Origin of the sequence: Streptomyces sp. NPDC057438 (genome assembly GCF_042802995.1) — a bacterium.
In the GTDB taxonomy this organism is placed as follows: Bacteria; Actinomycetota; Actinomycetes; order Streptomycetales; family Streptomycetaceae; genus Streptomyces.
In genome coordinates this window covers 1-10,331 of record NZ_JBHVDD010000154.1, presented here as the reverse complement: position 1 = coordinate 10,331, position 10,331 = coordinate 1, and the positions used below count along the sequence as shown (strand labels likewise).

The 10,331-nt window shown below is 71.7% G+C and carries 14 protein-coding genes; 12 read left to right on the top strand and 2 right to left on the bottom strand.

All coding sequences use genetic code 11. The features are described 5' to 3' along the window. Positions 1 to 203 precede the first annotated feature (203 nt). From ACFU5F_RS41175 to ACFU5F_RS41145, 7 genes are all read left to right on the top strand, one after another. Entirely contained in the window at positions 204 to 470 is a 267-nt protein-coding gene (locus ACFU5F_RS41175; RefSeq protein WP_383898669.1) for a hypothetical protein, read from the top strand. Between the two features lie 130 nt (positions 471 to 600). Further along, a complete protein-coding gene (locus ACFU5F_RS41170; protein ID WP_383898668.1) occupies positions 601 to 2,520 on the top strand; it encodes an alpha/beta fold hydrolase in 1,920 nt (639 codons plus the stop codon). After that, complete coding sequence (locus tag ACFU5F_RS41165; protein ID WP_383898666.1) at positions 2,517 to 3,137, top strand: hypothetical protein; 621 nt, start codon at positions 2,517 to 2,519, stop codon at positions 3,135 to 3,137. The genes ACFU5F_RS41170 and ACFU5F_RS41165 overlap by 4 nt, the downstream gene beginning before the upstream one ends. 2 nt (positions 3,138 to 3,139) lie before the next feature. Next, positions 3,140 to 3,265: a hypothetical protein gene (locus ACFU5F_RS41160; protein ID WP_383898664.1), complete on the top strand. Its 126-nt coding sequence runs from the start codon at positions 3,140 to 3,142 to the stop codon at positions 3,263 to 3,265. Between the two features lie 39 nt (positions 3,266 to 3,304). After that, positions 3,305 to 5,197 carry an ABC transporter ATP-binding protein gene (locus ACFU5F_RS41155; RefSeq protein WP_383898663.1) on the top strand — a complete coding sequence of 631 codons (1,893 nt, stop codon included), beginning with the start codon at positions 3,305 to 3,307 and terminating at the stop codon, positions 5,195 to 5,197. A gap of 69 nt (positions 5,198 to 5,266) precedes the next feature. Next, complete coding sequence (locus ACFU5F_RS41150) at positions 5,267 to 5,458, top strand: hypothetical protein (RefSeq protein WP_383898661.1); 192 nt, start codon at positions 5,267 to 5,269, stop codon at positions 5,456 to 5,458. Further along, complete coding sequence (locus ACFU5F_RS41145; protein WP_383898660.1) at positions 5,455 to 6,261, top strand: class I SAM-dependent methyltransferase; 807 nt, start codon at positions 5,455 to 5,457, stop codon at positions 6,259 to 6,261. The genes ACFU5F_RS41150 and ACFU5F_RS41145 overlap by 4 nt, the downstream gene beginning before the upstream one ends. Before the next feature lie 47 nt (positions 6,262 to 6,308). Here ACFU5F_RS41145 and ACFU5F_RS41140 read toward each other — a convergent pair whose 3' ends face one another. Further along, positions 6,309 to 6,704 (bottom strand): GNAT family N-acetyltransferase, encoded by a 396-nt coding sequence (locus tag ACFU5F_RS41140; protein WP_383898659.1) that lies wholly within the window; start codon positions 6,702 to 6,704, stop codon positions 6,309 to 6,311. Positions 6,705 to 6,827: 123 nt separating this feature from the next. Between ACFU5F_RS41140 and ACFU5F_RS41135 the strand changes: the two genes are divergently transcribed. Beyond that, positions 6,828 to 7,178: a S24 family peptidase gene (locus ACFU5F_RS41135; protein ID WP_383898657.1), complete on the top strand. Its 351-nt coding sequence runs from the start codon at positions 6,828 to 6,830 to the stop codon at positions 7,176 to 7,178. Between the two features lie 156 nt (positions 7,179 to 7,334). Continuing rightward, positions 7,335 to 7,655 (top strand): hypothetical protein, encoded by a 321-nt coding sequence (locus ACFU5F_RS41130; RefSeq protein ID WP_383898656.1) that lies wholly within the window; start codon positions 7,335 to 7,337, stop codon positions 7,653 to 7,655. A 102-nt stretch (positions 7,656 to 7,757) separates the two neighbouring features. Here the strand turns inward: ACFU5F_RS41130 and ACFU5F_RS41125 are convergent, their stop codons facing one another. Beyond that, positions 7,758 to 7,910: a hypothetical protein gene (locus ACFU5F_RS41125; RefSeq protein WP_383898655.1), complete on the bottom strand. Its 153-nt coding sequence runs from the start codon at positions 7,908 to 7,910 to the stop codon at positions 7,758 to 7,760. Positions 7,911 to 8,193: 283 nt separating this feature from the next. On the opposite strand from ACFU5F_RS41125, the gene dhaK reads away from it, so the two are divergent. From dhaK to ACFU5F_RS41110, 3 genes are all read left to right on the top strand, one after another. After that, positions 8,194 to 9,186, top strand: a complete 993-nt coding sequence (gene dhaK, locus ACFU5F_RS41120; protein ID WP_383898653.1) for a dihydroxyacetone kinase subunit DhaK — start codon at positions 8,194 to 8,196, stop codon at positions 9,184 to 9,186. An 87-nt stretch (positions 9,187 to 9,273) separates the two neighbouring features. After that, on the top strand, positions 9,274 to 9,891 hold the full coding sequence (dhaL, locus tag ACFU5F_RS41115) for a dihydroxyacetone kinase subunit DhaL (RefSeq protein ID WP_383898651.1): 618 nt from the start codon (positions 9,274 to 9,276) through the stop codon (positions 9,889 to 9,891). Further along, the gene (locus ACFU5F_RS41110) at positions 9,884 to 10,294 is read left to right on the top strand and encodes a PTS-dependent dihydroxyacetone kinase phosphotransferase subunit DhaM (RefSeq protein ID WP_383898649.1); all 411 of its coding nucleotides are present in this window, start codon (positions 9,884 to 9,886) and stop codon (positions 10,292 to 10,294) included. Before dhaL ends, ACFU5F_RS41110 begins: the two co-directional genes overlap by 8 nt. Positions 10,295 to 10,331: the final 37 nt, after the last annotated feature.

Here is a 10,331-nt window from a genome sequence, read left to right as displayed (position 1 = left end):
ATTCGGTCCGGGCCCTCTCAGGTGCCCGGCCGAAAACTCTTCCGCACCACACGGAATTACCGTCCGGACGCGGCAGAGAATCGCTCTCCACAATAGGTATTTCTGTCGATGCGGACACGGTCGACGAGGGCCTAATGTTTTCTCCAGAAGGGCACCGGAAGAAAAGAACTTCCGAAAGTCCCGAACGCGAGAGGACAAAAGAAATGAGCAGCATCGAGAACGCGCTGAACAGCGTCGAGATCCCCGTCGAGGGTGTCGTCTACGTCGCCGCTCGCCCGACCCTGGGCACCCCCCGCATCGCGCGGATCGGACGGATCGCCCAGGCGGCCGAGGGCGTCGGGGCCATCGCGGCGGCCGCCACCGCCGCGGTCGGTGTCGCCCAGGCGGCTGAGGCCAACAACCTGGCGGCGGAGGCCAACGCCCAGAACCAGGCCGCCCTCGCGGCGGTCGGTGGCGCGCCCGCCTCCTGACCCCCGGCGGTGGACACCCGGTGGTGAACGCATAAGGAACCCGCTGTCGGACCAGAGGGCTGTTCTGGTCCGGCAGCGGGTTCCTCCGCACGCGAAAAACGTGCTCAAAAGTACCAGGAAAAGAGGTTCCATGAAACTCGTCCGAAGGATCAATTCCGCCGTGCCGGGCCGGGTCGCCTCCGCGGTGTTCAGCCCGGTACCGGTGGGCCGGGACCGCGCGCTGGGCATGTCGGAGCGGCTGGCCGCCGCGACGAGCCTCACCTCGTCCCTCGAATACCTCACCCAGCGCCACGAGATGGGCAAGGGGGGCATGAACGACTGGGAGATCGCCAGGGACAGCATCGCGCACGCGAACCCGCTGGTGCGCCGGCTGATCGACATCGCCAGCGGACCAAGGACCACGACAGCCCTGCACATGACGCGTGCCGCGGTCGCCTCCGCCATGCTGCTGCCGGGCAGGTCGCCCTGGCGCGGGGCGGGCAGCCTCTTCCTCGGCGCGACCTCCGCCCTGCTCGGCCCCCGCCAGCACTACGGCAGCGACGGCGCCGACCAGGTGGCGACCCTCGTGCAACTCGCCACCGGCGGCGCCCGTCTGGTGCCCTCACCGGCCGCCAAGGACGCGCTCCTGTGGTACGTCGCCCTCCAGTCCAACCTCTCCTACCTGGTCTCCGGCTGGGTCAAGCTGCTCGGCCCGGACTGGCGCGACGGCTCCGCCCTGCCCGGCGTGATGCGCACCCACACCTACGGCCACCAGGGCATGCACACGTGGATCCGGAACAACCCCCGGGCCGCGAAGCTGCTCGCCCACAGCGTGCTGGCACTGGAGTGCCTCTTCCCGCTCGCCTATCTCAAGGGAGGCCGGCTGACCCGTCCCGTCCTCGCGAGCGCCGCCGCGTTCCATCTCGCCAACGGCTACTTCATGGGGCTCGGCAGGTTCGCTACCGCGTTCCCCGCGATGCACCCCCTGATCGCCTACACGGCGGCTCCCCGCACGCACCCCGCCGTCGCGGGGCGCGACGACCGCGCTCTGCCCGCCGCGCTCACCGCGCTCGCGGGAGCCACCGCGGCCGCGGCCGTCACCGCCGTCCAGCGACGCATGCGTGCCACCGAGGGCTGGCGGACCTCCCGCGTGCTGACGACCCGTCACGGCAACCGGCTCCAGTACGAGGAGATGTCGGCGGGCGACACCGACCGGCCGGTCTTCGTGCTGGCCGCCGGCCTGCTGTCCACCAGCGAGCACTACGCCTGGATCAGCGAGCGCCTGTCCTACGAGACCAGGTACGGCGTCATCACCTACGCCCGCGCCGGATACGCCGGAAGCCGCCGCCGGGCGGTCACCGCCTACCGGCTCACGGAGTCCGTGGACGACCTCGTCGACCTGGTGAACGGCGCCGTGGCACCCCACCGCAAGGTGATCCTGGTGGGCCACTCGATCGGCGGAGAGCTCGCCCGTCGTGCCGTCCGGCACCTCGGCGACCGCGTCCACGGCGTCGTGTACCTCGACTCCTCGCACCCGGACCAGTTCAACCGCTCCGCCCAGCAGCGGGTGACCGGTGCCGGCCTCGGCAGCACCTTCGCGTCCATGAGCCGGGCACTGCGCCTGGGCACCGGCGCCCTGCTGACCCGCCCGTGGTGGATCAAGGAACTGCCCGCCGCCTACCACGACAAGGTCTTCGCCCAGTACGGGGACGCGCGGATGTGGTACGCGGCCCGCCGCGAATGGGCGGCGCTGCAGGAGGACTTCAAGACGTTCTCCGGACCGCTCGACCGGATCGACGGCGTGCCCGCCCTGGTGATCTCCGCCCAGCGGACCGTGGACCGCGACCCCGAGCAACTGCTGATGCACCGCGAACTCGCCGAGGCGCACCGCCGGGCGCCCAGCGAGACGGTGGTCGTCGAGGGCGCGGGACACGACTCCCTGCTGATCAACAGCCGCTACGCCCACGAGGTCACCGACCGCGTCCTCGCGTTCTTCCAGGGCGTCGAGGAGAGGGCCCGCGCTCCCCGGCCGGCCCGGTCCGTCACGCTCGACAAGGAGAGCGCCCGATGAGCACCCCCCGACGTCTCCCCCTGCGCAACCCGTTCACCGGCGAGGGCGCGGCCTGGCGGATCGCCGGCGCCGCCATGCTGGTCGTCACCGTCGCCGGTCAGCACCCCTTCGAGCAGTTCTCCCGGTTCCGTGCCAAGGACGTGCTGTCCCTGGTGCCGAACTGGCGGTTCTTCGCCCCCAACCCCTGTATGCACGACAGCCACTTCCTGTACCGCACGGTGGACGCGGACGGCAACGCCTCACCGTGGCAGGACGCGTTCGCGACGGAGACCCGCAAGCCCCAGCACATCGTGTGGTTCCCGACCCGCCGCGCGGACAAGGGGATCGTGGACGCGTGCGCCGACATCCTGCCGACCCTGGAGTTCGGCGGCTTCGAGGGGGCGGCGCGCACTCCCGGGTACCGGATGGTCACCGAGCATCTGCGCGTCCTCATCCGGTCCCGGGGGCCCGTGCCGGAGGACGTCCGGGGCTTCCAGTTCGCCCTGGCGAAGGACACCGGCTACGACACGCGTCACCGCCCCTCGCTGCTGTTCGTCTCCCCGTTCGTCCCCCTGGACCCGCAGGCCCCGGGCACCCCGCTGACGCGGGCCCCGGCCAAGACCCCAGCAAAGGTGTGACCATGGACAACGCGACCCCCTTCATCCTCCTCGGCCTGCTGATCTTCGCGGTCGGCCTGCTCAAGGCGGGCCTGCGGCTCGCCAGGGACCGCGCGGAATCGGACGAGGACGGGAGGGAGCACGAGTGAGCCGGGCACGGGCGGCCACCGCGGAGCCGGGGGCGCGCGATGAGTGACCGGCCGGTCGGCCGGGGGCGGCACACCCGCCCGCAGGACCCGCCGGTGAGCCTGGAGAAGGACGGCGCACCCGGTGCCGGGCGGCGTGCCGCGCACCGGGCGGTGCCCCAGCTCAACCTGCATCTGCTGTGGGGCGAGGGGGCCAGACCCTGGCGGGCCATGGGCCGGCACCGCCGCCTGGTCCTGCTCGGCATCCTCCTCGGCCTGCTGGGCGCCGCGACGTCCCTGGCCCAGCCCGCGGTCATCGGCCAACTGGTCGGCGCCGTCGGCGAGGGACGCTCGCTGACCGGCCCGATCATGGTGGGCGCGGCCCTGTTCATCGCCGACGCCACCCTGGGCGCACTCCACTCGTACGTCATCGGACTGGCCGGGGAGAACATCGTCTACGACATCCGCCGGACCCTGGCCTCGCGGCTGCTGCGCTCCCGGTTCCGGGCGTACAGCGGTCTGCAGCAGGGCGATGTGTTCTCCCGGATGGTCAGCGACACCATGCTCGCCCGCTCGACGATGACGCACGCGATCGACAGCATCCTCAACAACAGTTTCCTGGTCGTCGGCGGCATCGTCCTGATGGCCTGGATCGACACGGTGCTGCTCACCGCCACCCTGGTCTGTCTGGGCGCCACCAGCGTCGTCTCGCTCTATCTGGCGCGCGGTGTACGGAAGGTGTCGCTGCTCAACCAGACCGACCTGGGCACCTTCGGCACCGCCCTGCTGCGGGTGCTGGGGGCGATGCCCACCGTGAAGGCGTCCCGGGCCGAGGACCGTGAGGCCGAGGGGATCGCGGCCATCGCCCGGCGGGCCCGGAAGTCGGGGATCAAGGTGACGGTGATGTCGTCGCTGCTCGACCCGACCATGAGCATCGGCACCCAGCTCGCCCTGACGGTCGTCATCGGTCTGGGCGCGGCCCGCACCGCGACCGGGGCGATGCCCACCGCCGATCTGACGGCGTTCATCCTCTACCTGTTCTACCTGGTGGCGCCGTTGCTGACGCTGTTCGAGTCGATCGCGCAGTTCCAGATCGGCAGGGCGTCGGTGGAACGGCTCGCGGAGCTCGGCAAGATCGAGGTCGAGACGGACCCGGACGACAGCCGCCCGGGGGAACGGCCGGGTACCGTGCGCCCGTTCGGGCGCGGGTACGAACCCGGGCTCGTCTTCGACGGCGTCCGTTTCTCCTATCCCGGCACCGACAAGGTCGTCCTCGACGGGGTCTCCTTCACCGTCCCCGCCGAGGGGCTGACCGCCGTCGTCGGCCCCTCCGGCGGCGGCAAGTCCACCGTCTTCCAGCTGATCGAGCGGCTCTTCGACCCGGTGGCCGGCGCGATCCGCATCGACGGCACGGACATCACCGACCTGCCGCTGAACCAACTGCGGTCCATCGTCGGTTACGTCGACCAGGACCACACCCTGCTGCGCGGCACCGTCCGGGAGAACCTCACCTACAGCGCGCCCGACGCCGACGACAAGGACATCGCCGAGGCGCTGCGCATGGCCAACCTGACCGAGGTGATCGCCGCGCTGCCCCAGGGCCTCGACACCGCGCTCGGCGACCGCGGCGCGGGCCTGTCGGGCGGCCAGCGTCAACGCCTCGCCATCGCCCGTACGTTGCTGCAGGCGCCCCGTTTCCTGCTGCTGGACGAGGCCACCGCGAACCTCGACACCGAATCCGAGAACGCGCTGCGCGACAGCATCGCGATGATCTCCGGCTTCTGCGCGGTCATCGCCATCGCCCACCGCCTCTCCACGGTCACCGAGGCCCAGCAGATCGTCGTGCTCGACCGGGGCCGGGTGCATGCCGTGGGCACGCACGACGAGCTGCACCGGCACAGCGAGCTGTACCGCCGGCTCGCCCGGCTCCAGGAACTCAGCGACCTGGCGTCCTGAGGCGGCGCGGACCGGCGGCACCACCAGATCGACCCCGACAGGAGAACACCGTCCCGACAGGAGAAGTGCGTGAACGACTTTCTGCTCATCCCGTCCGTGGTAGCCCTCGGCATCGTCGGCTTCCTCATCGCCACCCGTGCCGTCAGCACCCCCGCCGTCATCGGCGTCGCCCTCGTGGTGCTGTGGGGCGCCTGCTCCCAGGCCAGAAGCACCGTCCATACCAGGCACACCTCGTCCAAGAAGCGGAGGCAGCACCCATGAGCACCACCACGACGTCCCCTGCGCCCGGCACCACGTCGAGCGGCATCGTCGAGGACATCGGCTACGGCCGGCAGTTCGGCGACTGGTACCACCGGCTGTTCCCCGACGACGCCTCGGTGATCGACGAGGTGGAGCGCCTGGTCTCCCTGCATCCCGATCCGGGCCTGGGCACCGTCGAGTTCGGTGTCGGGACCGGTCGGATAGCGCTCCCGCTGTCGCGCCGCGTCGGGCCGGTCACCGGGGTCGACTCCTCTCCGGAGATGCTCGACGTGCTCCGTCGAGACCTGGCCGACGACACCCCCGTCGAGGCGGTGCACGGCGACATCTGCCTCTACACCGCCGAACGCACCGTGGGGCTCGTGTACTGCGTCTGCGCGACCCTGTCGATGCTGCTCACGCCCGAGGAGCAGGCGCTGGCGGTGCGTCGCGCGGCCGAACTGCTGGCCCCCGGCGGCAGGCTGGTGCTCGAGACCCACAACAAGCCGGCCATCGTCGCCCTGCACGAGGGCAGCGCCCGTGCCACGTACTTCTCGCCCTATCCGGAGCCGGGCACCGGTCTGCAGAGCCACTCCGTGCTGCTGCCGCAGGGGTCGCTGTGGCACCTGTCCCACGTCTGGTACGAGGCCGACGGCACCACGCGCGTGGGCACCGAGGTCTCCCGGCTCACCTCCCCGGACGAGATGGACGCCTACGCCCGCGCCGCCGGACTCCTCCCCGAGAGTCGCTTCGGCGACTGGCCCGCCGACGCCGCCCCGTACTCCGCGGACTCCCCGCTGGCCATCTGCACCTACGTCAAACCCTGACCGCCCGGGGCCGGGCAGGGGGGCCGGGACGGGTCCCGGCCCCCCTGTCACAGGGCGATCAGACCGGCTGCCGTCTCCTTGAAGCCGCAGGCGTCGACGTAGAACGGCCGCAGGTGCTCCTCGAAGTCGACGTGCAGCCACTGGCATCCCGCGGCACGGGCTTCGCGGGCGGCGGTCTCGATCAGCGCGGCGCCCACGCCGCTGCCGCGACGGTGCGCCGCGACCACCGTGTCCAGCACGAAGGCGTGTACGCCACCGTCCCAGACGACATTGACGAAGCCGATCAGCGTCCCGTCCTCGGCCGCGCAGACCCAGCCGAGACTGTGCCGTTCGAGTCGTGTCCGCCAGTCGGTCGCGGTGACCGGATGGCCGAAGCCGTCCGCGTGCAGCGCGTCGAGTGCGGTGTTGTCGAAGTGGCCCCGCCACTCGTACGAGATCGTCACGTGCCGATCGTAGGGCGCCGGGGGCGGCTGCTGCTTCCCGCGCCCCACGTCAACGGCCGTCCCACGAACGGTGCGAGGACTTATTCGGTGGGGCGGTGGAGGGGAATCTGCCACGATCGTCGCATGGGTGCACTGGACGCGGTGGCGGAGCGGGTCGCGGGCGGGGCCACCGTGACGTTCCGGCCCAGCGGATCCTCGATGGTTCCGCTGATACGCAGTCGGCAACTGGTGGCCGTCGCTCCCGTGGACCCGGCGAAGGTCGAGGTGGGGGACATCGTCCTCGCGCGGGTCGCCGGGTCGGTCTACCTGCACCTGGTGTCGTCCGTGGACCACGCCAGGAAGCGGGTGCAGATCAGCAACAACCGCGGCCACGTCAACGGCTGGACCGGCCACGCGCGCGTCTTCGGCATCTGCGTCGCGGTGGACGGGGCGGCCCGCCCCAGCGCGGCGGGCAAGGCACGACCGAGCGGGTGACACACCGGCGGCCCGTGCGAGGTGAACCGCGACGCGGGTCGGAAAGGCGTGCCGAAGCCGGGGCCGCCGCGCGAAGGCGGCACGGGGAGACCTCGATGTGCATCGTCGACGCGTGCGGCACACGCTCGGGGGGACGGCTCAGGTCCGGTAGCCGGCGTGGGTGAAGTCCGCGTGGACGCCGGCTCCGTCGAGGTCCTGCACCCACAGTCCCACCATCGCGCCGGTGTCCAGGCCGAGGTCCAGGTACGCCTGGCGAGCGCGGGCACCGCCTGGTTCGACGACCTCACCCTCACCCCGCCGGCGACGGCGACCGCGAAGCCGGTGATCCGCCGCGACGCGTGGACGAAGATGCTGCTGAACAGCCGCAAGTACTGGCGGCAGAACCGGCCGCTGTACACCAACCAGGCCATCATCTGCGCCATCGGCCACTACCTCGCCGACCGCGGCCTGAGCCTCCTCGGCTCGGACGACGCGTGAGGCGAGGCCAGGCCCGCACCTACATCCACCAAGCCGCTGGGCGGCTCCTACTACGCAGGTCACCAAGGCCGGCATCTCCGAGGAGCTCGACTACGCCGGGAACTACGGCGAGCTGCAGGACTGGCTCGCGCTCGTGTCGAGGCGGTCATCGGCATCGGCGGCGTCGACGACAGACTCCGCGCGCACCTGGTCAAGATGGTCAAGGCCCGCGCGGTCTTCCGCCACCGGGCGCTGGACGCCGACGGCGTCGAGCACGCTCGACACCCGGGGCTTCGGCGACGCCGTGAACCTGGTCGACGTGCCGAGGTGCAGGACGGCGCCGAACTGCGCGTGGAGCCCGGCACCACGGTGGTGCCGCGCAGGCGCTGAGAACGGGCGGAGGAGAGGAAAGGGCAGGACGCGCTTCCGCTGCTCCCGTGCCCCGCCACACCGTGGCCGCCACGAGGGGCCGGGCACGTGACCTTCGCTGCCGCAAGGTCGATACTTCCAGTCAGGCACAGGTCAGCGGCTCCTCTACCAACGTCTACAGGAGGCACCCATGAAGATGCTCATCAACGTCGCGGAGAGCGTTGTCGCGGACGCGTTGCGGGGCATGGCGGCCGCGCACCCGGAGTTGACCGTGGACGTGGAGAACCGGGTGGTGGTGCGGCGGGACGCGCCGGTGGCCGGGAAGGTGGGACTGGTCTCCGGGGGCGGCTCGGGACACGAGCCGCTGCACGGTGGTTTCGTGGGGCCGGGGATGCTGTCGGCGGCCTGTCCCGGTGAGGTGTTCACCTCTCCCGTGCCGGACCAGATGGTGCGGGCGGCGGCCGCCGTGAACAGCGGGGCCGGGGTGCTGTTCATCGTGAAGAACTACACCGGTGACGTCCTGAACTTCGACATGGCGGCCGAACTCGCCGAGGACGAGGGCATCCGGATCGCCAAGGTGCTGGTCGACGACGACGTGGCCGTCACCGACAGCCTCTACACCGCCGGGCGGCGCGGCACGGGCGCGACCCTGTTCGTGGAGAAGATCGCGGGGGCCGCCGCCGAGGAGGGGCAGCCGCTGGAGCGGGTCGAGGCGCTGGCCCGGCAGGTCAACGAGAACTCCCGCAGTTTCGGGGTGGCCCTCAGCGCCTGCTCCACTCCGGCCAAGGGCAGCCCCACCTTCGATCTGCCCGCCGGGGAGCTGGAGTTGGGGGTGGGCATCCACGGTGAGCCGGGACGTGAGCGGCGCGCGATGATGACCTCGCGCGAGATCGCCGACTTCTCGGTGAACGCCATCCTCGACGACATGAGCCCGCGCAACCCGGTGCTGCTCCTGGTCAACGGCATGGGCGGCACTCCGCTGCTGGAGCTGTACGGCTTCAACGCCGAGGTGCAGCGCGTGCTCACCGAACGCGGAGTGCCCGTGGCCCGCACCCTGGTCGGCAACTACGTCACCTCGCTCGACATGGCCGGCGCTTCGGTGACCATGTGCCAGGTCGACGAGGAACTGCTGCGGCTGTACGACGCGCCGGTGAGGACGCCGGGGCTGCGCTGGGGCGTCTGAGGGAGCGGACGGCCGCGTCACCCGGCCGGGTGGGCGCGTCCCCCTGCCTCACCGTCAGTCAACTCACGTACCACGCAAGGAGATTTTGTGCTCGACGCCGATTTCTTCCGTCGTTGGATGACGGCCACCGCGGCCTCGGTGGACCGTGAGGCCGAGCGGCTCACGGCGCTCGACTCGCCGATCGGGGACGCCGACCACGGCAGCAACCTGCGCCGCGGGTTCACCGCCGTGGTGGCCGTCCTGGACAAGGACGCGCCGGACACGCCCGGCGCGGTCCTCGTGCTCGCCGGACGGCAGCTGATCTCGACCGTCGGCGGCGCCTCCGGCCCGTTGTACGGCACCCTGCTGCGCCGCACGGGCAAGGCGCTCGGTGAGGCGGGTGAGGTGAGCGAGGGGCAGCTGGCGGACGCGCTGCGGGCCGGGGTCGACGCGGTGCGGGCGCTGGGCGGGGCCGCGCCGGGCGACAAGACCATGATCGACGCGCTGGTGCCGGCGGTCGACGCGCTCGCCGAGTCGTTCGCCGCGGCGCGGGCCGCCGCCGAAGAGGGCGCGGTGGCGACCACACCGTTGCAGGCCCGCAAGGGCCGGGCCAGTTATCTGGGCGAACGGAGCATCGGGCATCAGGACCCCGGTGCCACCTCGGCCGCGCTGCTGATCGCCGCTCTCGCCACCGCCGCCGGCGCCTCGGAGGCCACCGATGTCTGACGCCGGGCCGGTCGGCATCGTGCTGGTGTCGCACAGCGCAGCCGTCGCCGCCTCGGTCGCCGAGCTGGCGCGGGGGCTGGCCGGGGCGGGAGCCACTGTGCCCGTCGCTCCGGCCGGCGGCGCCCCGGACGGCGGCCTGGGCACCAGCGCCGAGCTGATCTCGGCGGCGGCCGCCTCCGTCGACCGGGGTTCGGGCGTCGCGGTCCTCGTCGATCTCGGGAGCGCGGTCCTCACCGTGAAGGCCCTGCTCGCCGAGGGCGACGAACTGCCCACGGAGACCATGCTGGTGGACGCCCCGTTCGTCGAGGGCGCGGTCGCCGCGGTCGTCACGGCCTCGACGGGCGCGGACCTCGCGGCTGTGGCGGCCGCGGCCTCGGAGGCGTACGCGTACCGGAAGCAGTGAACCTCCGGGAAACCGGCACATGGTGGGGGCCCGTCAC